10 protein-coding genes are annotated in these 21,393 nt (G+C 66.2%); 4 read left to right on the top strand and 6 right to left on the bottom strand.

Annotated elements, in window-relative coordinates:
• Positions 1–48: 48 nt before the first annotated feature.
• Both ACLIVD_RS08750 and ACLIVD_RS08755 read left to right on the top strand, forming a co-directional pair.
• A complete protein-coding gene (locus tag ACLIVD_RS08750) occupies positions 49–1,206 on the top strand; it encodes a polysaccharide pyruvyl transferase family protein (protein ID WP_491932283.1) in 1,158 nt (385 codons plus the stop codon).
• A gap of 1 nt (position 1,207) precedes the next feature.
• Positions 1,208–2,473: a lipopolysaccharide biosynthesis protein gene (locus ACLIVD_RS08755; RefSeq protein ID WP_491932284.1), complete on the top strand. Its 1,266-nt coding sequence runs from the start codon at positions 1,208–1,210 to the stop codon at positions 2,471–2,473.
• 6 nt (positions 2,474–2,479) lie between these two features.
• Here the strand turns inward: ACLIVD_RS08755 and ACLIVD_RS08760 are convergent, their stop codons facing one another.
• Positions 2,480–4,312 (bottom strand): DUF4012 domain-containing protein, encoded by a 1,833-nt coding sequence (locus ACLIVD_RS08760; RefSeq protein WP_491932285.1) that lies wholly within the window; start codon positions 4,310–4,312, stop codon positions 2,480–2,482.
• Between the two features lie 414 nt (positions 4,313–4,726).
• On the opposite strand from ACLIVD_RS08760, the gene ACLIVD_RS08765 reads away from it, so the two are divergent.
• Complete coding sequence (locus ACLIVD_RS08765) at positions 4,727–15,511, top strand: amino acid adenylation domain-containing protein (RefSeq protein ID WP_491932286.1); 10,785 nt, start codon at positions 4,727–4,729, stop codon at positions 15,509–15,511.
• Between the two features lie 5 nt (positions 15,512–15,516).
• On the opposite strand, the gene ACLIVD_RS08770 is transcribed toward ACLIVD_RS08765, so the two are convergent.
• A complete protein-coding gene (locus tag ACLIVD_RS08770; RefSeq protein WP_283333434.1) occupies positions 15,517–15,831 on the bottom strand; it encodes a hypothetical protein in 315 nt (104 codons plus the stop codon).
• Positions 15,832–16,206: 375 nt separating this feature from the next.
• Here ACLIVD_RS08770 and ACLIVD_RS08775 point away from each other — a divergent pair, with 375 nt between their 5' ends.
• The gene (locus tag ACLIVD_RS08775; protein ID WP_011597573.1) at positions 16,207–16,650 is read left to right on the top strand and encodes an SPW repeat protein; all 444 of its coding nucleotides are present in this window, start codon (positions 16,207–16,209) and stop codon (positions 16,648–16,650) included.
• A gap of 80 nt (positions 16,651–16,730) precedes the next feature.
• Here the strand turns inward: ACLIVD_RS08775 and ACLIVD_RS08780 are convergent, their stop codons facing one another.
• From ACLIVD_RS08780 to ACLIVD_RS08795, 4 genes are all read right to left on the bottom strand, one after another.
• The gene (locus ACLIVD_RS08780; protein ID WP_280780791.1) at positions 16,731–17,921 is read right to left on the bottom strand and encodes a TerC family protein; all 1,191 of its coding nucleotides are present in this window, start codon (positions 17,919–17,921) and stop codon (positions 16,731–16,733) included.
• A gap of 124 nt (positions 17,922–18,045) precedes the next feature.
• Positions 18,046–19,539 (bottom strand): gamma-aminobutyraldehyde dehydrogenase, encoded by a 1,494-nt coding sequence (locus ACLIVD_RS08785; RefSeq protein WP_491932287.1) that lies wholly within the window; start codon positions 19,537–19,539, stop codon positions 18,046–18,048.
• Positions 19,536–20,921 carry an aspartate aminotransferase family protein gene (locus ACLIVD_RS08790; RefSeq protein WP_491932288.1) on the bottom strand — a complete coding sequence of 462 codons (1,386 nt, stop codon included), beginning with the start codon at positions 20,919–20,921 and terminating at the stop codon, positions 19,536–19,538. The genes ACLIVD_RS08785 and ACLIVD_RS08790 overlap by 4 nt, the downstream gene beginning before the upstream one ends.
• Entirely contained in the window at positions 20,918–21,379 is a 462-nt protein-coding gene (locus tag ACLIVD_RS08795) for an Lrp/AsnC family transcriptional regulator (RefSeq protein WP_005264039.1), read from the bottom strand. The genes ACLIVD_RS08790 and ACLIVD_RS08795 overlap by 4 nt, the downstream gene beginning before the upstream one ends.
• Positions 21,380–21,393 lie beyond the last annotated feature (14 nt).

The raw sequence follows: 21,393 nt of genomic DNA on the forward strand, positions 1-21,393 counted from the left end.
ACGCACGAGCAGACGTCGCCACGTGTCCATGAAGCTGCGGAGAGAACAGTGACACCACCGAACGTGGTCAGTGTCGGCGCATTCGACCGATTCAATTACGGTGACCTCCTGTTCCCGTTGGTGCTGGACAGCCGCTGGGCGGAGTTGAGTGGCGGCACGCTGTCGCACTATGCGCTGTGGGGCGCGCAGGGGGACGGGTGGGGTACCGCTCGCTCCGGCAGCGCGAGGGATCTGCGCAGACGCTTCACGGAGCAACCCCCGACGGGGTGCATCGTCGCCGGCGGGGAGGTCCTGAGCGCGACCTGGTACGACCTGACCCGGCACTCGATCCCCAGCGGATTCGACCTCGCGGTGGCCGCTCTCCATCGGTCCGTTCCGCGTAGGCACCTGTCGAGGGTCTGCCGCACCCTCGCGGGAGGAATATGGGACCTGCCGTTGGTCCCGGACGCAGCGACGAGCCGGCAGATGCCCGTGGTGTACAACGCGGTCGGTGCGACGAGCGTCGATTCCCTGTCCGGCGATGATCGGAGCCGGGTTCTCGGTTCGCTCCGCGCCAGCAAGTACCTCAGCGTGCGGGACAATTCCAGCGTCGACATCCTGCGCTCTCACGGAATCGACGCGGATCTGGCGCCCGACTCGGCCGCCGTCATCGACAGGCTCTTCCCCGCGACGCAGAAGCGGTCGCGGACGCTGGTCTTCCAATGTTCGCGACATTGGCTGCGGGGTCACGAGGACGAGGTCGTCACGCAACTCCGCGCCCTGTCGGAGCGATACGAGATCAGCCTGCTGGCGATCGGGCTGGCAGGGGGTCATTCGGATCTCACCGCCCTGCGGCGCCTGTACCGGCAGTTGTCGAGGACGACGAACCGGGTGCGACTGGTCAAACCGGCGAATGTTCGTGACGTGGCAGCGGAGATCGCGTCGGCGGAGTGCTACGTGGGCACGAGCCTGCATGGAAGTATCACGGCGATCGCCTATGGAACGGCCGTGGTCGGTCTGGACCGTATCCCCAAGTTGTCCGAATACTTGGCGACGTGGGCTCCCGATTCGGCAGTGCGCGAAGTTTCCGCATCGGCGATCGTGGAGGGCGTCGATACGACCGAGCGCTTCGACTCTCGCGAGTTGGTCGATGTGGGCAGACGACTCGGTAATGCCAGCGCGGCTTCGACGGACAGGATGCTCAGCGCGCTGCTCGAGGTCGGTTGAGGTGAAGGTGCTTGCCGACAGACGACTCGCCGTGCTGGTGGCCGGCCAGTACTCGCCACTGCTCGTTCAGTTGGTGACCGGCCCCATTCTGGCGCGCGCTCTCGGGCCCACCGACCGCGGCTACCTCGGTGTTGCCCTGATTCTCGTTGCGGTCATCCCGGTGTTTGCGTCGATCGGAACACCGGCCGCTGCGAGAAGACTTGTCGCGGAGGGATCCGACGTGGCGACCGCGAGGGCGGCGGCCGCGCGATCCAACCCGGTGATCTTCGTCGTGACGGTGGTCATGAGTGCTGTGGCGGTCTACATCTGGTTCAGTGGCCTCTCTCCCGGCGAAGTGGGTGCGATCTTCGTCCTGCTCGCGCTGTCGTATTTCGGCGCAGTGCGAATGACGATCCTCTCCCTGGCTGTGAGCGAGGGCAGTACGAACATCATCGCCAGGTATCAGATCGTCGGTGCGGGCCTGTCCGGACTCGGTATCTGCGGCCTGGCAGTTCTCGGCCGGATCGACATCGTCACCGTCTGCATCGTCTATATCGTGAGTCAGCTCGCTCAGTTCGCGGCCATTTTTCGGTACGGCAGGGGACCTCGTCGCCAGGACCGAAGAATCGATTGGACGTACGCGCTGAAGTCCCTCCCCGGACAGGTGTCGGATGTGCTGCTCATCCGGGTGGACCAGCTTCTGTGCTCACTGTTCCTCGGCGGGCATGCCACCGGCGTCTACGTGGTCGCGTTCAGCTATGCCTTCGTAGCGTTTCCCCTGGTTCACTCTGTCGGCTTGCGAATCAGCGGTGGGAAGCGGCGCGACGAACTCTTGACGAACTCTGTTCGGGTTCCCCTGTCGGTCTTGTCGGGGGCACTGTGCTTCGGCGTGGTGTGGAGCGGTGCCGCCGTCTGGGTGGTGCCCTTGCTGTTCGGGGGAGACTATGCCGAATCGGTTCCTCTGGCGGCAATACTCACCTTCGGGGTCGTTTTCTTTTCCTCGGCGACCGTGAACGTTCAGGCCGCCGTGTCACTCGGGCGGGCACATCTGATGAGCGTAATCGGCCTTGTCGCAGTGTTCCTGGAGGTCGTGGCCGTCATACTTCTGGGGAACGCCAGGACGGTGACGACGATGGCCATCGTCGCTGTCCTGGCGTCCTGCGTCTACTACACGCTGTCTCTCCTGGTGCGGCAACGAAGCCTTTTCGGTGCGCGTAGCAGACCCTCGTCAGAGGGGGCCGCAGATGAATCCGCCCTGCCCGCCTCTCACAGTTCCGAACGGGGATGATCCCGTTCACCCTCCACAGTTCGGCACGCTGACGGTCACTTTCGGATCATCGATGAGCGGCTGGACCGGCACTCGCGCCGCACCCGGTGCAGTGGGCTCGTTCAGTTCGTATCGCAACTCGACGGTCGCGCCCTTCGGGATGGTGACGGGGACCGTGAAGATCGGGTGACCCAGCTCCTTTCCCTGGATGGTGAACGACTGCTTGCCGTCGATGCTCGCCTTCGTCAGGGTCGCGCCGTTGGTGGACAGTAGCGACACCATGGCGAGGTTGGTGCCGTATGGCAGCGGCTTGTCCTTGAAAGTGCCTGCGACGATGCGCGGAAACTTGGTGTCCGGGGTGTTGTTGGTCAGCCGTATTGTAACGGCGGTCGCACGTGTGTCACCTGTGCAGTCGCCGGCGGTGTAGTCGATCTCGCGTTCGAGGTAGTAGTCCAGCTTGTTGCCGCCGTTGTTGTTGATCACGACGCCTGCGTACGGGGCGGGATCCTGGGGCACTGTGTATCCCAGCGTGGTGTCGGCGAGAATCGCCTGCTCTTCCGGATGCGCACTCCACACGGCGATGCGTCGCTCCCCGGCGGCCCTCCCGACCGCGTCGAGAAGTCGCTGGGGTGATTCGATCTTGCCGGTCATCTTCTCGACGACTTTCCCGGCGATGGTCTGCAGGTATTCCTTGCGGTCGGCGTTGTCGGCGTGGTAATTGGCCTCGTCGGTGATGAATCGGGTGTACGCGGTGGATTCGGTCAGTTCCACGACGTTTCCGGCATCGACAACCTCCCCATCGGGCAGGGTGACCGGGCCGACGGCGGCCAGGACGTAGCTCAGTGCCACAGGATCCGTTGCGATTGCTCCGTCCACCTGCTCACCCGACTCCTGCGCCCACATCGACTGCCAGATCCGGCCGGCGTACGGGAAGTGGGAGCTCAGGTTGCTGTTTCGGATGTCGACCGAGGGATTGTAGTTGCCGTACATGCTCTTGTAGTCGGGGCCGAGATCGAGAGGTCGCTTGTCGTAGGACACTTCGGTGTTCTTGCCGAGCTTCTCGATGCCCAGCTTTCCGTCGCTGGCGCGGATGACGCTGTAACCGCCGACGAGTCCGCCGGTGGCGCGTGCCTCCGCGTTGGTCTGAAACGCGAGGAAGTAGCTCCGCGGGCCGTCGAGGCCCAGCATGGCCGGAAGTACTTTGGCGCCGATCGTCGTGTTTTCCAAAAGTTTTGCCACGTCGTCGGTCTGATTCTGTAACTCGGTCCGCGCATCGTCCACCAGGCCGACGTATCCCGCGCCTCGAATGCCCTGTGCCTGAGTTGCCAGGTTCCGCGCTGCAGTCGATGTCTCCTGCAGCGCCGGGGCCGCGTCGCGCAGCGGCTGGAGTTGTACGCTGCCGCCCTCGCCGATCAGATCCCGGGGTGACAACGCGACGCCGACGTCGACCGCGGGTGTGAGAACGTCGCGAGTGAGCCCGACTACGACGTCGGACATCTGCTGCGCCGATTCGAACGGGGCTCCGACGCCGGGCACGGCTGCCAGGGAACTCCACGGGACCGAGTGCAGGTTGTCCTGTGCACCCTCCGCCCGTTCCCGGGCTTCGGCCGCCGCTCGCTGGGCGCCCTCCGTGTCGCCGTCGAGCAGTGAATCCTTCGCGAGCTGCGCGTTGTCCCGCGCGCCGGTGAGGTTGTGCTGGACCTGCCAGGCCGAGAAGCCGAACCATGCGACGACGGCGACGGCGGCAACGCCTACACCGGTCAGTACGCGCCGGCGTACGGTCCATCGGCGCGGCGCCGTCGGCGCCTCAGCTGGTATCGAACCGTCGCTGTGGGAGTTGTTGGGCGACTTCGCGTCCATTCAGGTCTGCTCCTAGCTATCGAGGATAAGGTTTCTGGTCGCGTAGCTGAACTGCCAGTCGCGGGAGGAATGCGCAGGACTACTGCCGGTCGTGTCATGATGACGGTTTCCGCTGCCGCACTCCCGTTTTCTGCGAAGTTCGTGGACTTGCGCCAACCTGTCGTATCCTCCAGTGTCCGTGTCTGTTCCGGTTATCAAAGAGTAAGGGTAAGCGTCGTCATGTTCCTGTTCGGTGGTGGCACGGGTACCCGCCGCACGAGCGCTGCGCACGAGCTGGGACTGCGAGTAGGGTCACCGTAACGATTTCCTCTGCAACACCCATACGTATACGGCCCGCTTTCGGGCTGTTCGTCAAAGTTGTAGATCGGGGGACAGATAGTGGGCTCGGGGTTCCCGCGCAAGACTGCAGGTGACGTGGATTCACGTGCATTCCCGCTCTCGCATGCCCAAAAGGGACTGTGGTTCGCGCAGCAGTTGGAACCGAACGTCCCCATTCTCGTCGCGCAGTACGTCGAGCTGCGTGGGCCTGTGGACGTCGGAGCGTTGAAGTGGGCGTCCGAGCAGGGCTCGTTCGACATCGAGTCCCCCGGGGTTCGGATCGTCGACTACGCGGGTGAGCCGTACCAGTTGGCGGACGAGACGATCGACGACGAACTCGCCTACGTCGACCTGCGGTCCCGTGAAGATCCCGTGGCGGACGCGCACCGATGGATGGACGAGCGGCGACGCCGCCCCATGTCGGTGTACCGGGACCGGCTGATTTCGGCGACACTGCTGCACGTCGGCCGTGACCACTACTTCCTCACCACCTTCGCGCACCACCTGATCCTCGACGGCTACGGCGCCATGGTGCTGATGAATCGGGTCGCCGAGCTCTACACGCACGCGGTCGAGCGCACCGAAGCTCCTGCGTCGAAGGCCCTGCCGCTTCGCGAACTGTACGAGGCCGAGGACGCGTACCCGCGGTCCCGCCGATTCGAGATCGACCGAGAGTACTGGGCCGAACGAACGGCGAACCTGCCCGAGCCCTCCCGTTTGACCGACCGGGAGAGCGCCCCGTCGGCTGTGTCGTTGCTCGCCAGCAAGGTGATGGATCCCGGCGTCGTCGACGAGCTGGAAGCACTCGCTCGAGAGTGGAATTCGTTCGAGGTACCGATCGTGGTCGCGGCGTTCGCCGCGTTTCTCGCGCGGATGACGGGCAATTCGGATGTCGTGCTGAGTCTCCCGGTGTCTGCTCGCACCACCGCGGGCGCGCGCCGTTCGGGCGGCAGTGTGGCCAACATCGTTCCGCTCCGGATCGCGGTGGATGCGCACGCGAATACCCACGACCTGGTGCGCCGTGTCCAGCTGGAACTGACCGGTGCGCTGCGACATCAACGTTTCCGGTACGAAGACATCCTCCACGACATGCGGTCGACCTCCCGCGTCGGCCGCGGCTTCGGGCCGATGGTCAACATCATGATGTTCCACACCGAGACGTGGTGGGGTGAGGTACTCGGTGAATTGAACGTTCTCACTGCCGGCCCGGTCGACGACCTTGCGGTGGCGATCTATCCGGGTGCCGCCGGCCAGAACGTGCGCGTGGACTTCGAGGGCAACCCGGCGGTGTACGAACGAGACGAACTTGCGGGACACCACGAGAGATTTCTGGAGTATCTGGGCGGATTCGTCGGCGCGGATGCCGATGCGGCGGTCGGCAGCCTGCCTTTGCTCACCGACGAAGAACTCGAGGCGCTCGTGCCTCTCACCGGCCCTCCCTCGGTGTCGTCGCTCACCCTTCCGGACATGTTCGACCTGACAGTGGATTCCGACACGGTTGCCGTTCGCTGTGGCGATGTCGAGATGACCTACCGCGCTCTGCACGAGCGATCGAATCGGCTCGCGCGCAGACTGCTCGCGCAGGGTGTGGGCGTCGGCAACCGCGTTGCGTTGATGCTGCCCCGCTCGATCGAACAGGTGGTCGCGGTGTGGGCCGTCGCGCGTTGCGGTGCGGCGTTCGTTCCGGTGGACCCGGACTATCCGGCCGAACGCATCGCGCACATGATCGACGAATCAGGCGTCACCATCGCTGTCGCAACGGAACCGGAGGTGGTGCCTCCCGGTGTCGAGTGGGTGGATGTGGCCGATGCGCCGGGGAACGGCGCACCTGTCGCCGATGCTGAACTGGCACACCCGATCAGGCTGGACAACGCGGCGTATGTCATCTACACGTCCGGCTCGGTCGGGGCGCCTCGCGGTATCACCATGCCCCATCGGGGACTTGCGAATCACGCCGCCGCATTGCGTCGTCTCTACGCAGCAGATTCCCGCTCGCGAGTGCTGATGTGCGCGTCGCCCTCGTACGACGCCTCGATTCACGAGTTGCTGGTCGCGGTCACGGCGGGCGCGACGCTGGTGATCGCGCCGCCGCCGGTGCGCGGAGGGAAAGCGCTCGCCGAGCTGCTGCAGCGGGAGCGGATCACCCACTGGACCACCACACCGGCCGTCCCAGCGCAGATGGATCCGGCTGGATTGACCGATCTCGAGGTACTCGCCGTCGCGGGTGAGGTCTGCCCGCCGGAACTGGTGGCGCGGTGGGGCGTGGGGCGCACCGTGCTGAACCTGTACGGTCCGACGGAAGTGACCGTGTGGGCCACGGCCACCGACGCACTCGTCCCCGGTTCCCGCACCACGATCGGGCGACCGATCGAAGGTGTGTCCGCAGTGGTGTTGGACCGTTTCCTGCAGCCCGTGCCGGCCGGAGTGGTGGGCGAGTTGTACCTGTCCGGTCCGGGAGTGGGCCGCGGATACCTGGAGCGGCCGGGTGCGAGCGCGACTCGTTTCGTCGCCAATCCGTTCGCGACCGATCTGCGACGCATGTACCGGACGGGCGATCTCGTCCGGTGGTCGAAGGACCACGAGTTGGAATTCGTGGACCGGGCCGACGATCAGGTGAAGATCCGCGGATTCCGGGTCGAACTGGGCGAGATCACCGCAATCCTCGGTCGGCATCCGGGTGTCGACACGGCCATCGCCGTGGCACACGACCGGAACGGTGAGTTGGTGGTGGATGGTTACGTTCACGGCACCGGCCTGGATCCGGACGACGTTCTCGCCGGCGTGGCGGAGCGGCTGCCGGCGTACATGGTGCCCTCGACGGTCACGGTTCTCGATGCGGTGCCGCTCACCCCCAGCGGCAAGGTCGATCGATCCGCGTTGCCGATTCCCGCGCCGTATGAACGCGAATTGCGCTACTGGACAAGGCAGCTCAGGGGTCTGCCGAGTTCCCTGCCGTTGCCGGTGGACCACGAAGTCTCGGTGAACTCCGGGGCTCTCACCGGTGTGGTTCCGTTCGCCGTGGATCCCGCCGTGTGCCGGGATGTGCACCACCTGGCGGCCCGGCACGAGGTCTCGCTCTTCACGGTCGTGCACGCGGCCGTGGCCGTGTTGTCGTCCGTCGTGAGCGGTGAGGACGACCTCGCCATCGGAGCGGTCCTGCCGGACTGCGCCGACGGACGGGACGGTCACGATTCCGACCCTCTGGTGCTGCGAAGCAGACTGGATCCACGTCTGACGTTCGAGGAGTTCCTGGTCGAAACCCACCGCGCCGAGCAGGCTGCACGTGCGCACGGTGCGGTCCCGTTCGCGCAGGTGGTCGATGCTGTCGGGCAAGAGCTTTCGCCGGATCGTCACCCGCTCTTCCAGGTGATGCTGTCGGTGGAAGCGGAGCCGGTGCGGGAGTTCGACGGCCTGGATCTGGTGGTATCGCTGCGCGGTCGGGTCGACGGCCACGGCGACCGGATCGAGGGGGTATTGCGTTACGCAGCATCTCGTTTCGAGCAACAGACCGTGGAGCAATGGACGCGGCGGCTGCACCGGCTCTTCGTGGTGGTCGCCGACAACCCCGGCGTTGCGCTGAGCTCGATCGACCTGCTGACGCCGAACGAGCGGGCCGGAGCCATCGGTGGAACGAGGGATTCAACGCACCGGGGCATGTCGTTGCCCGAGGTCTTTCTGCAACGAGTTGCCGACCGCCCGGACGCCGCAGCCGTCAGCTGCGGTGGGGAGGTGCTCTCCTATGCCGAGATCGACCGTCGCTCCGACCGGCTGGCGCGGACACTGAGAGCGTCCGGAATCGGAGATTCGAGCATTGTCGCTGTCGGACTGTCGAACTGGGTCGACAAGGTCGTTGCGCACATCGCCGTGCTGCGGGCGGGCGCAACCTGCCTGCCCCTGACTCCCGACCATCCCACCGAACGCATCCGGTACATGCTGGCCGACGTGGTGCCGACACTGCTGCTCATCAGTCGTGCCGATGCCGGAGCGATCCCGCACGGCGGATATCCGACAGTGCTGCTCGACGAGGTCGAGCTGAACAACGATGACGACCGCGACGTCACCGCGTCGAAGTCGGAACCGATTCACCCCGACCGCGTTGCCTATGTGCTCTGCCCCGTGGGCTCGGAACCGGTCGCGGTGACCCACGCGAATGTGCTGGCATGGTCGGGCAACGACTGCGACGCCGTGGTGGCGGACATCTGGGATCCACTCGTCGATGGCGGGACGGTGGGGCGCGATCGACGGGACCGCGAGCCTGCGCAACCCGCCGAACTGGATGCCGGGTCCCGCATCTACGTGCTGGACCGGGCGTTGCGGCCCGTTCCGCCCGGCACGGTCGGGGAACTGTATGTGGGAGGGCAGCAGGTTGCCCGAGGATTCCACCGTCGGCCCGGGGGTACTGCCGAACGGTTCGTGGCAGACCCGTTCGTGCCCGAGGGTACGGAGGGAGCCGGGGGAGTACGGATGTACCGAACCGGGGACCGAGGGCGGTATCTCGACGGGCGACTGGAGCGACTGCCGGGGACATCCGGAGACAGCAGCCTCGCCCGGTGGCAGCGGGCGTTGCGCGGCGTCGGGTCGTCGTCGCCGGTGCCGACCGATCGGGTAGTCGGGGGAGCCATCTCCCCGTCGGACTGCGTGCACGAGTTCGCGATCGGCTCCGATCGCCACGAGGCAGCCCTGCGGTTGGCGCGCGAGCAGAGCGTGACGCTGTTCACGGTGTTGCGGGCGGCTCTCGCAATCCTGCTCGCACGCATCGGTGTTCACCGCGACATCGTCATCGGCGGCAATGCGGGGCTGACACGAGATCGCGCCCACATGGTGGCGCTGCGGGCCAGCGTCACCCCGGACATGTCGTTCCTCGAGGTCCTCGAGCAGGTCCGCAGCTTCGATGTTGCGGCTTTCCAGGACGCGGACGTGCCGATCGAGGCCCTGGCCGACCTGCTCGGTGGCGAGCGACCGCAGGTGTCGCTGGCGCTCGCACCGACCTCGGAGAACCACACAACGCCGACGCCGTTCGATCTGGCCTTCACGTACTCGGAGCGCTGGTCGGATCACGACCCGGTCGGAGTGGACGGTGTCGTCACCTACACGCCGTCGCTGTTCGACGCCGCGACCGTTCGATCGCTGGCCGAGTTGTTCGTGGACGTGCTGGCCGTCGTCACCGACCGCCCCGAGATCGACGTGGGCAGCATCGGCCTCGCCGCCGGCGCAGTCCTCGACGGCGGCGAACCTTCCGAACCGAGAACCCTTTCCGAGATTCTGGCCGGCACTGCCCGCAACTTCCCGACCGTGCCGGCGCTCTCCGACGGTGCCGTGACCCTCACCTACCGTGACCTCGACGCGCGATCCGATTCGTTGGCGCGGGTCCTGATCGACGCAGGTGCGCGGCCGGGCCGCGTGATCGCGCTCGCCCTGCCGCGGTCGGTGGATTTCATGATTGCGTTGTGGGCCATCACCAAGACCGGGTCTGCCTTCCTCCCGGTGGATCCGACACATCCGGCGGAGCGTCTGGAGAGGGTGCTGACCGAGGCCGACGTGTGTGTCGGCGTCGGGGAGATGTCGGTGGGCGGTTCGCGGATCGCGTGGCTGCCGGTCACCGCGGGCGAGTATCTGAAAGATGTGGCTCCGGTGCATGTTCCGGTGCATCCGGACGAGGTGGCGTACGTCATCTACACGTCGGGTTCCACCGGTACGCCCAAGGGGGTGATGGTGCCCCACCGCGGTGTGTCCTCGCTGACCGAGGAAGCGGTGCGTCGGTACCGGGTCACGTCGGACTCGCGGGTGCTCCACGCCTACAACCCCACCTTCGACGCCGCGCTCCTCGAGGCGCTGCTCGCGTTCGGTTCGGGTGCCTGCCTGGTGGTCGCCCCCGCCGAGGTGTATGCGGGACCGGATCTGCACCGAGTGCTCGTCGAATACCGGGTGAGCCATTATCTGTCGACACCGGCAGTGCTGGCGTCTCTGAGCACGGACGGGCTCGAGCACATCGACGTCGTTGCGGTCGGCGGAGAGGCTCTGCATCCCGATCTTGCCGCGGCATGGAGCGACGGCCGGCGGATGCTCAATGCGTACGGGCCGACGGAGTCGACCGTCGTCGCCACCCTCGCCGCGGTCGAGCGCCACGTGACCATCGGTGGACCGATTACCGGCACCACCGGTCGGGTGCTCGACGACCGCTTGCGCCCGGTTCCCGTCGGTGCGATCGGCGAGCTGTATCTGTCCGGTTCCGGACTGGCGCGCGGCTACGTCGGTGATCCTGGGCGGACCGCGGTGCGGTTCGTTGCGGGTGCGGGCGGTACCCGCATGTACCGGACCGGCGACCTGGTGCATCGCCGCGCCGACGACAATCTGCAGTTCATCGCTCGAGTGGACCGGCAGGTGAAGATTCGTGGCGTCCGCATCGAACCGGGGGAGGTCGACGCGGTGATCACCCGGGTCGCCGACGTCGACGGTGCGATCACGGTGGCCCGGCCCAACGCGGCCGGTGCCGACGCGTTGGTGTCGTATGTCGTGCCCCGCGGGTCCCTCGACGTCGAGTTGTTGCGCAAGAGACTCGAAGACGTGTTGCCGTCGTATCTGGTGCCTGCCGCAGTCGTGGTGCTCGACGCATTTCCTCTCAACCCCTCGGGCAAGATCGACGTGAAGGCGTTGCCGGCGCCGGTACTCGAGTCGAGGGTCTTCCGGGCACCCGTGTCGCCGGTGCAGGAGGCCGTTGTCGCCGTCTTCGCCGAGGTGCTCGCGGTGGAACAGGTCGGGCTCGACGACGAATTCTTCGCACTGGGCGGTAACTCGCTGATCGCGACGCAGGCGGCCGCCCGATTGGGTGAGGCGCTGAACGCGCACGTGCCGGTCCGGATGCTGTTCGAGGCGTCGACGGTGGAGGCGCTTGCCGAGCAGGTGTCTTCGGTGCTGGGTACAGGTAACCGCCCGGTCCTGTCGAGGCGGCCTCGACCGGAACGCATTCCCTTGTCGCCGGCGCAGCAGCGGATGTGGTTCCTGAGCCACTTCGACCCGGCATCCCCGGCCTACAACATGCCCCTGGCCGTGCGGTTGACCGGAGCGCTGAACGTGCCCGCACTGCAGCAGGCGGTGCACGACGTGCTGGAACGGCACGAATCTCTCCGGACGGTGTTCCCGGAACACGACGGCGAGCCGCTGCAGATCGTGATGCCCGCAGAAACTGTGGAGTTGGATCTGTCCCCGACAATCGTCGCCGAAGACGCTGTCGACGCCCACGTACTCTCGGTCGTCGCACGAGGATTCGACGTCTCGGCGTCGGTCCCGATCCGTGGGCGACTGCTGCGGGTGAGCGACAACGAACTGATCCTGGTCGTGGTGGTGCACCACATCAGCGCGGACGGCTTCTCCATGGCGCCGCTGGCGCGGGATGTGGCGGCGGCGTACCTGGCGCGGTCGCGGGGCGAACGTCCCGGGTGGACACCGCTCGAGGTTCAGTACGTCGATTTCGCGCTGTGGCAGCGGGAGGTGCTGGGCGACGAAGGCGACCCGGAATCACTGGCGGCGACGCAGATCGACTACTGGACGCGCAGACTCGCGGGGATACCCGAGTTCCTCGAGCTTCCGACCGACCGCCCCCGGCCCGCGACGCGCATCAACCGGGGTGCCGTCGTCCCCGTGACCATCGGTGCCGACACGCATCGACGTCTCGGTGATATTGCACAACAACACAATACGACCCTGTTCATGGTGATGCACGCCGCTCTGGCGGTGTTGCTGGCGCGCCTGACGGGGACCTCGGACATCGTGATCGGCACTCCGGTCGCTGGCCGCGGTGAACGGGTGCTCGACGACGTGGTCGGCATGTTCGTCAACACGTTGGTACTGCGTACCGAGGTGGATCCCGGCGCCTCCCTCCTCGACGTTCTGGACCAGGTCCGCGAGACCGATCTCGGGGCGCTGGCCCACGCGGAGGTGCCGTTCGAGCGGCTGGTCGAGATTCTGAACCCGGCTCGTTCGCAATCGTATTCGTCGCTGTTCCAGGTCATGCTCGCATTTCAGAACCAGGCCGCGGCGGCGCTGGAACTGCCGGGACTGACCATCGCGCCGCTCGACATCGATGCGCAGGTCACCAAGTTCGATCTCGACTTCTCGCTCTCGGACAGCTACGACGCGAACGGTGACCCGGCCGGTGTCTCCGGGACGCTCACGTACTCCACCGAGTTGTTCGATTCGGAGACGGCGGATCGGTTCGCCAGCGGTTTGGTGCGCGTCGCGGAGGCTTTCGCAACGCAATCGGGAGGTCGGGTCTGCGAGCTGTCCTTGCTGACGGACGACGAGACGGCCCGGATGCTGGACACGTGGAATTCGACGGACGTGGAGTTGGGCGCAGCGACGCTGGTCGATCTTCTCGATGCTCAGGTGGCCCGCGTCCCAGGTGCTGTTGCCGTGGTCTTCGAGGGCGATGCGTTGACGTACGGCGAGCTGGACTTGCGCGTCAACCGCCTGGCGAGGCTGCTCGTCGAGCGTGGAGTGGGCCCGGACTCCCTCGTGGCGCTTGCGTTCGAGCGCTCGCCGGACATGATCGTCGGAATGTGCGCCGTCCTCCGGGCCGGCGGTGGTTACGTGCCCCTCGACCCGGACCATCCGGCGGAGCGTATCGAGGACGTGCTGAGCTCCGCAGCAACGGATCTGGTGTTGACCACGTCGTGGACGCGCGTGTCCTTGCCTGCCGGTATCGCACGCGTCGACATCGACACCGTCGATCTGTCCGGGTTCGGTTCGCACCCGATCTGCGATGCCGACCGGGTGCGTCCGCTGCGGCCGCAGAACACCGCCTACGTTCTCTTCACGTCGGGATCGACGGGACGCCCCAAGGGCGTGGCCGTCAGCCACGCGGCAATCGTGAATCAGTTGCGCTGGCTCGCCGAGGAGTACGAGGTCACCGCCGACGACCGCGGAGTGCTCAAGGCTCCGTACACGTTCGATGTCTCGGTGTGGGAGATCTTCCTGCCCCTGATCGTGGGTGCCCAACTGGTGGTGACGCGGCCCGGCGGGCATCGCGACCTCGGTTATCTGGCGGCGGTCATCCGCGAGCACCGGATCACGATGATGCATTTCGTGCCGTCGGTCCTGGCCGCGTTCCTCGCGATCGGTGAGGGGGAGGCCCTGTCCTCGCTACGGCACCTCCATGTGGGCGGCGAGGAGGTGTCGTCCGAGCTCGCGGAGGACGTGATCGCTCTCCGTCCGGGCGCATTCCACAATACGTATGGTCCTACCGAGGCGGCGATCACCACGACAACCTTCAGGCTGGGCGAATCCGTGGATGCGCGAGTGCCGATCGGTGCGCCCGTGTGGAACACCCGGGCGTACGTGCTGGACGCACGGCTGAGTCCGGTTCCGGTGGGTGTGGCCGGCGAGCTCTATCTCGGCGGCGACCAACTGGCCCGCGGCTATGTGCGACGCAGCGAGCTCACCGCGGAAAGATTCGTAGCCGACCCCTTCGGCCGGGGAGGGGAACGCCTGTACCGCACAGGCGATCTCGTGAAATGGACCCGAACTGGTCAGCTGGTGTACCTGGGCCGAACGGACCTCCAGGTCAAGTTGCGTGGACTGCGAATCGAACTCCGGGAGACCGAGTCGGTGCTGGAGGCGGCGGCGGGGGTGTCCCAGGCCGCCGTGGCGCTGGTCTCGGACGAGCGTGGCGGTGACCACCTCGTCGGTTACGTCGTGGCGGAACAGGGCCGGCGGATCGATACCGACGCATTGGCGGCGTCTGCCCGAGAACGGCTACCCGCGTACATGGTGCCGTCACAATTCATGGTTCTGGACGAGCTGCCCCTGGCGTCGGCCGGGAAGCTCGACAGGCGTGCGCTTCCGAAGCCGCGGTTCGAACCCCGGGCGTTCCGCGCCCCGGTGACGGACACCGAGGTCGCGGTGGCCACCGCCTTCGCGGAGCTGCTGGGTATCGAGAGGGTCGGCGCGGACGACAATTTCTTCGAGCTGGGCGGTAACTCTCTGCTGGCGGTCCGCGTGGTGAGTGCGCTCGAGGCGTCCACCGGTGTTGCGGTTCCGCTGCAGACGGTGATGACGGATCCGACCCCGAGTTCGATAGCGGCACGGTTGAGTTCGGCCGATCGGCACCGTGACGGGGCGCTCGATGTGCTCTTCCCCATCCGGTCGGCAGGGGAGGGGCGGCCGCTGTTCTGCATCCACCCGATCGTGGGTCTCGCCTGGTGCTACACGGGTCTGACGTCCAGGATCGATCCCGAACGGCCGATCTACGGCCTTCAGTCGCCGGCGATCACAGGCGAGGACTCGCCGCCGGCGTCGATCGACGATCTCGCGGCGAGGTATGTGGAGGAGATCCGCAAGATCCAACCCCGCGGGCCGTACGAACTCCTGGGTTGGTCGCTCGGCGGAGTCCTCGCGCATGCAGTCGCGGTGCAACTCCAGGCTGCGGGTGACGAGGTGGCGACCGTCGTGATGCTCGACAGTTACGCGCAGCAGCCGGACCCGAGGGACACGGAGATGCCGTTGAGCGCGGGCGACCTGCTGGCGGGACTCGGCGTCGATGCGGACGTGCCGGCGGCCGTTGCGGACATGACACCCGACTCGGCGGTGGACCTACTGGCGGCGACGGGCGGCCCCACGGCCGTTCTCAGCCGCGACCAACTCCACAGGCTGATCGAGAGCGCCGCGCACAACTGCGCGCTGCTCGAGCGCCACACCCCGGGCGTCTTTCGAGGTGACGTCGCGTTCTTCACTGCCGGCCGGGACGATCCGACGGGATCCGCGGCGGCAGCGAGTTGGGAGCCCTACGTGACGGGCGCTGTCCGGAACCGCCTCGTCGACAGTGCGCATTGGCACATGACGTCACCTGGGGTGTTGAGGGTGGTCGGGTCGGCCCTGAGCGGCTGAGCCGGTCAGTACCGGGTCCGGAACGGCGTTCGGCGGCGTCGCCCGGTCCGTCGAGCCGACGGTGGTCGGTCCCCGGTGGTCGAGAACGTCCAGACGGCGATGGCGACGGCCGCAACGGACAGCAGATCGGACACCGTGAGGCCGTGCGTGGCGTCGAACTCCCACAGCACTTGACCCTCGAGCGGGCCGTTGCCGAATATCCACAGCACGGCGGCAGCGACGGTGGCTGCGGCGGCCGCGCGGGAGGGTCGTGCAAGGCACAGTGTGGTCGCCGCAAACAACAGGTTCATGAACACGAGTGGATAGAAGGGCAGCGCCATCCCGTCATTCTTCCAAGCTGCAGCGGGAACGCACCCGGTGGGGCGCGGTCATGCGACCGTTCGGTCGGGAGGGTCGTTCTTACTCGTTGCGTCCTCTTTGGCGGGCAGTTCGTGCAGGTCTTTCTGCCGTATCGCTTTCCCGATGAGGATCGCGAGCGGCACCGACAGCGCTATCCACACCAACGCGACCCAGGCAATCCACCACACAATTCGAGTATGCCCGCCCCTGGACGCTTGCCCAAGGGCGCCGCGGTCCGTGGGGACTGGTCGGTAGCACAAACTCGCAAAAATTACCTGGTTATCGCTGGTTTGCCCTGCCAAGTTCGGGGCACCCCCTTCGGTAGGGATTGGTTCTCTTTTTCAAGGAGGTGGGTGATGACGACACCAGGTATGTCGATCGAGAGACACCCTGATATCGCCGAGTTGCGGGCTCGCTACGACCGAGTCTCGGAACAGCCGATGACGCAGGTCACCGAGGGCCTGATGTTCATGGCGGGCCTCTACATGGCGGCATCGCCGTGGATTGTCGGGTTCGCGAGCCAGTCGGGCCTGGCGATGTGCAACCTGTTGTCGGGTGTTGCGGTGGCACTGCTCGCCGTCGGTTTCACGTCGGCCTACTCACGCACGCACGGCATGGCGTTCGTCGCGCCGCTGCTGGGTCTGTGGATGATCGTCAGCCCGTGGCTGGTCGTCGGAGTAACCACCACGGCGGGAATGATCTGGTCGAACGTGATCTGCGGCATCGTCGTCTGTCTGCTGGGCCTCGGTATCACTGCCATGGGCATGGCGGACGGCGGAATGCGGATGAGGAGGAGGTAGTCGCGGCGCGTGCCTTCATGGGGATGGGGCACGAGTCACAAAAGCGCCCGCCGACTCGGTGGGCGCTTCTGTGAGTTCACCTAACTTTGTTTGAGGAACGCGTCGTGCTCCTGGTGGGAGCGTTTGATGAGGTCCATGAGTGCGGTTTCTTCGCGGACCATCTTCTTGAACTTCGGGTCGAGCTTCTTGAGCTGTTCCTCCTCATTGAGCAACTTGTCATACATGCGTTCGCGCTCTGCCAGGTCGGCGGTGTAGTCGAGGTCGAGGTAGTTGATCGCGTGCCGCCGGGCACCGGCGATCGCGGACTGCGCCCTGCCCTTCTTGCTGGTGAGCGACGCGATCACGGTGATGACGAGGATGCCGATGATGACGGCCAGCGACGCGAACGTGCTGATCTCGAAGACGTTCACCGGTTCGCCGTCGTTGACGAACGGCAGGTTGTTCTCGTGCAGCGCGTGCAGGATCAGCTTGACCCCGATGAACGCGAGGATCGCGGACAGTCCGTACGACAGGTAGATGAGGCGGTCGAGGAGACCGTCGAGCAGGAAGTACAGCTGCCGCAGACCCATCAGCGAGAACACGGTGGCCGTGAAGACGACGAAGACATTCTGGGTGAGGCCGAAGATAGCGGGAATGGAGTCGAGCGCGAACAGGATGTCGGTGCCGCCGATGGCAACCATCACCAGCAGCATGGGCGTCATCGCCCGCTTGCCGTTCTCGACGGTGAAGAGTTTGTCGCCGTCGTAGTGCTCGGTGGTGTGCATGAACTTCTTCGCGATCCGGATGATGAAGTTGTCAGCCGAGTGCGAATCCTCGGTCTCGGGTCGCAGCATGTTGCCGGCGGTGATCAGCAGGATCAGGCCGAAGAAGTAGAACACCCACGCGAACGAGTTGATCAGCGCGGCGCCGAGGAAGATGAACGCGGTCCGGGCGAAGATCGAGAACACGATGCCGAACAGCAGGACCTTCTGCTGGTCTTCGCGCGGCACCCGGAAGCTGGACATGATGATGAGGAAGACGAAGAGGTTGTCGACGGACAGCGCCTTCTCCGTGACGTAGCCGGCGAAGTACTCCGAACCCATGTCGACGCCGCCGAAGATCAGGACCGCGACGCCGAAGAGCAGCGCGAGGCCGACGTAGATCGACGACCAGATGGCCGCTTCCTTCAGCGTCGGGATGTGCGCGTGGCGGACGTGGAAGAAGTAGTCGAACGCGAGCAGCGCGACGATCACGATGATCGTCACAATCCAGGCGAACGGGGTCACATGCATCGTCTCTGCCTTTCAGCTGAAGCGAACGCGCCTGTTCGTCAGCGTAGTCGCGCGCGGGGCGCGACTTGGCAGAACCGCCGCTGTCGCCGGGACGGCACCCGTGCTTCCGTCCCGGCGACCGGGCTCATCGTCGGTCGCCGAACACCGTCCGGTGCCAGTCCTTCCTGGCGGTTCCGGTGATGTCGGACATGACGTGCTTGACGTTGGTGTACTCGTCGAGCGAGTACGTCGACATGTCCTTGCCGTAACCGGACGCCTTGTACCCGCCGTGGGGCATCTCGCTGATGATCGGGATGTGGTCGTTGATCCACACACAGCCCGCGGCGATGTCGCGGGAGGCGGTCTGGGCCCGGTACAGGTCCCGCGTCCACGCGGACGCCGCCAGCCCGAAGTCGGTGTCGTTGGCGAGTGCGATTCCGTCCGGATCGTTTTCGAACGGCAGGACGACGAGAACCGGGCCGAAGATCTCCCGCTGCACGATCTCACTGGACTGGTCGGCACCCACGACGAGCGTCGGCTCGTAGTAGAAGCCGGAGGCGAGATCGCCCCCGGGGACGGATCCGCCGCGGACGATCTTCGCCCCGGTGTCGCGGGCGCGATCGATGAACCCGGCGACGTGCTGCTGCTGTCGCCGCGACACCAATGGACCCATGTCGGTGCCGGGATCGGACGGGTCACCGAGCCGGACGGTGTCCATCAGCGAGGCCACCCCGGCGACGAAGTCGTCGTACAGCGGCCGCTGCACGTAGGCGCGGGTGGCCGCGGTGCAGTCCTGGCCCGAGTTGATGAGGGCACCGGCGACGGCTCCGTTGATCGCGGCCTCGAGATCGGCGTCGTCGAATACCAGGAAGGGGGCCTTCCCACCCAGTTCCAGATGGAGTCGTTTGCCCGCCGCGGCGCCCGCGATCTGCCGTCCCACGGGTGTCGAGCCGGTGAAACTCACCATGCTCACGTCCCGGTGCGACACCAGCGACGAGCCGGTCGTCACGCCGCGGCCGGTGATCACGTTGACGACGCCGTCCGGCATTCCGGCTCGGGACGCGGCCTCCGCGAACAGCATCGACGTGAGGGGAGTGATCTCCGCCGGTTTGAGCACGATGGTGTTGCCTGCGGCGACCGCGGGCAGGACCTTCCACGCCGCCATCTGCAGCGGATAGTTCCACGGCGCGATCGAGCCGATCACCCCGACGGGTTCACGGCGGAGGGTGGACGTGTGGTCGGGGGAGTACTCGCCGGACGCCTTGCCCTCCAGGTTGCGGGCCGCGCCGGCGAAGAACGACACGTTGTCGATCGACCCGGGAACGTCGAACTCGGTCGACAGTTTGATGGGCTTGCCCGTCTGCCGGGTTTCGGTGCGTGCGATCTCATCGGACATCTCCGTGAGCTCGGCGGCCCATCGAGTCAGGACGGCGGAACGCTCGCCCGGGCTCGTCGTCGACCAGTCCGCGTAGGCGGTCTTCGCGGCGGCGACCGCGTCGTCGACGTCGTCCACCGACGCCTCGGTGCGGGAGGAGACCACCTCGCCCGTGGCCGGATCGAGCACCTCGTACCGCTCGGCCGCCCGGCCCTCTCGGTAGCGGCCGCCGACGTACATCCCGGGAAGGTCCTGGTGGTTCACAGCAGGGTCCAGGCTTCGGTGAGGACGCTGCGGAGGATGTTTTCGATTTCGTCGAATTCGGCCTGTCCGCAGATCAGGGGTGGGGCGAGTTGAATGACCGGGTCGCCGCGGTCGTCGGCCCGGCAGTACAGGCCGGCGTCGAACAGGGCGGTGGAGAGGAACCCGTGCAGGATCCGTTCGGCCTCGTCGTCGGTGAACGACTCCTTGCTGGTCTTGTCCTTGACCAGCTCGATGCCGTAGAAGAACCCTTCCCCGCGCACGTCCCCGACCATGGGTAGGTCGGTGAGTTTGTCGAGGGTGGCCCTGAACGCCGGTGCCTGCTCGGCGACGTGGGTGTTGAGGCCCTCGCGTTCGAAGATGTCGAGGTTCGCCAATGCCACCGCCGCCGAGACGGGGTGCCCGCCGAAGGTGTAGCCGTGCGCGAACATCGACGTCCCGTCGGCGAACGGTTCGAACAGCCGGTCCGAGGCGATCATCGCCCCGATCGGCGAGTACCCCGAGGTCAGGCCCTTGGCGCAGGTGATGATGTCGGGCACGTATCCGAAGTCGTCGCACGCGAACATCGACCCGATCCGGCCGAAGGCGCAGATCACCTCGTCCGAGACCAGCAGCACGTCGTACTCGTCGCAGATCTGCCGGACCCGCTCGAAGTAGCCGGGCGGCGGCGGGAAGCAGCCGCCGGCGTTTTGCACCGGTTCGAGGAAGACGGCGGCGACGGTGTCCGGGCCCTCGAATTCGATGGCCTCGGCGATCCGGTCGGCGGCCCAGATCCCGAATGCCTTCGGGTCCGAGCCGAGGGGTTCGGGGGCGCGGTAGATGTTGGTGTTGGGGACCCGGAACGCGCCGGGGGTGAGCGGTTCGAACGGGGCCTTCAGGGCGGGGATGCCAGTGATGGCGAGGGCGCCCTGCGGGGTGCCGTGGTAGGCGATGGAGCGGGAGATGACCTTGTGTTTGCCGGGTTTGCCGACCTTCTTGAAGTACTGTTTGGCCAGTTTCCAGGCGCTTTCGACGGCCTCGCCGCCGCCGGTGGTGAAGAAGACCCGGTTCAGATCGCCGGGGGCGTAGCCGGCGAGGCGTTCGGCGAGTTCGATCGCCGGTTCGGTGGCGTAGGACCAGAGCGGGAAGAATGCGAGCTGTTCGGCCTGTTTGGCGGCGGCCTCGGCGAGCTCGGTGCGGCCGTGCCCGGCCTGGACGACGAACAACCCGGACAGCCCGTCGAGGTAGCTCTTGCCGGCGGTGTCCCAGATCCGGGCACCCTCACCGCGGGTGATGATCGGCGGGGTGATGTTCTGCCCGTGCCGGGAGAAATGCCCCCACAGATGGCGGCGGGCGGCCGCCTCGAGGTGCGCCGTGGTGGGCGAAGAGTTGGTAACCGTAGTCATCGGGTTCCCCAATCATATTGCTGTTTGACAAGTTTCAGGTACACCATCGTCTCGGTGCCGAGCACACCGGGAATAGTGCGAATTTCTTTGTTGAGCACGGTCAGGAGGTGGTCGTCGTTCTCGCACACGATCTCGGCCAGGATGTCGTAGGCGCCTGCCGTCAACACGACGTAGTCGATGGCGTCGACGTCCGCGAGCCGGGCGGCGATGTCGGTGACGTCCCCCGAGCAGCGGATCCCGACCATGGCCTGACGTGAGAATCCCACTTGAACGGGGTCGGTGACCGCGACGATCTGCGTGACGCCGGTGTCGATCAGCTTCTGCACGCGTTGGCGTACAGCCGCTTCCGACAATCCGACGACCTTGCCGATGGCCGAGTACGACCGTCGTCCATCCTCCTGAAGTTGCTCGATGATCTGCTTGGACACGGGATCGAGAGAGGCAGGCTGCTCAGACATGGTCGAATCCTCCC

The sequence above is a fragment of the Rhodococcus sp. G6(2025) genome, assembly GCF_058628105.1.

Bases quoted from the DNA above. Each gene is read 5' to 3' on its own strand.
- ACLIVD_RS08775 (WP_011597573.1), top strand. From the start codon at position 16,207: ATGACGACACCAGGTATGTCGATCGAGAGACACCCTGATATCGCCGAG.
- ACLIVD_RS08760 (WP_491932285.1), bottom strand. From the start codon at position 4,312: ATGGACGCGAAGTCGCCCAACAACTCCCACAGCGACGGTTCGATACCA.
- ACLIVD_RS08780 (WP_280780791.1), bottom strand. From the start codon at position 17,921: ATGCATGTGACCCCGTTCGCCTGGATTGTGACGATCATCGTGATCGTC.
- ACLIVD_RS08795 (WP_005264039.1), bottom strand. From the start codon at position 21,379: ATGTCTGAGCAGCCTGCCTCTCTCGATCCCGTGTCCAAGCAGATCATC.
- ACLIVD_RS08770 (WP_283333434.1), bottom strand. From the start codon at position 15,831: ATGGCGCTGCCCTTCTATCCACTCGTGTTCATGAACCTGTTGTTTGCG.
- ACLIVD_RS08790 (WP_491932288.1), bottom strand. From the start codon at position 20,921: ATGACTACGGTTACCAACTCTTCGCCCACCACGGCGCACCTCGAGGCG.